Annotated in this window: 1 protein-coding gene; it reads left to right on the plus strand. The window is 54.8% G+C overall.

Going from position 1 to position 239, the window contains the following annotated elements; translation table 11 throughout:
- Positions 1 to 239 (plus strand): proline racemase family protein (locus MXD62_RS09525; RefSeq protein WP_248828993.1); only part of this gene is annotated, 239 nt, incomplete at both ends.

The raw sequence follows: 239 nt of genomic DNA on the forward strand, positions 1-239 counted from the left end.
GTTGATGCTCATGCGGGCGGTGAGCCTCTGCGGATTATTACCGGAGGGATTCCACCGCTCAAGGGCGAAACCATTCTGGAAAAACGAGCCTATTTTCGCGAGCACCTGGACCTTATTCGCCGGGTGTTGATGTACGAACCGCGCGGTCATCACGGGATGTACGGGTGTGTCATGACACCGCCTGTCAGTCCCGATGCCGATTTTGGCGTGTTGTTTATGCATAATCAGGGCTTCAGTAC

This window comes from Frankia sp. Mgl5 (genome assembly GCF_023242985.1).
GTDB lineage: Bacteria > Actinomycetota > Actinomycetes > Frankiales > Frankiaceae > Parafrankia > Parafrankia soli.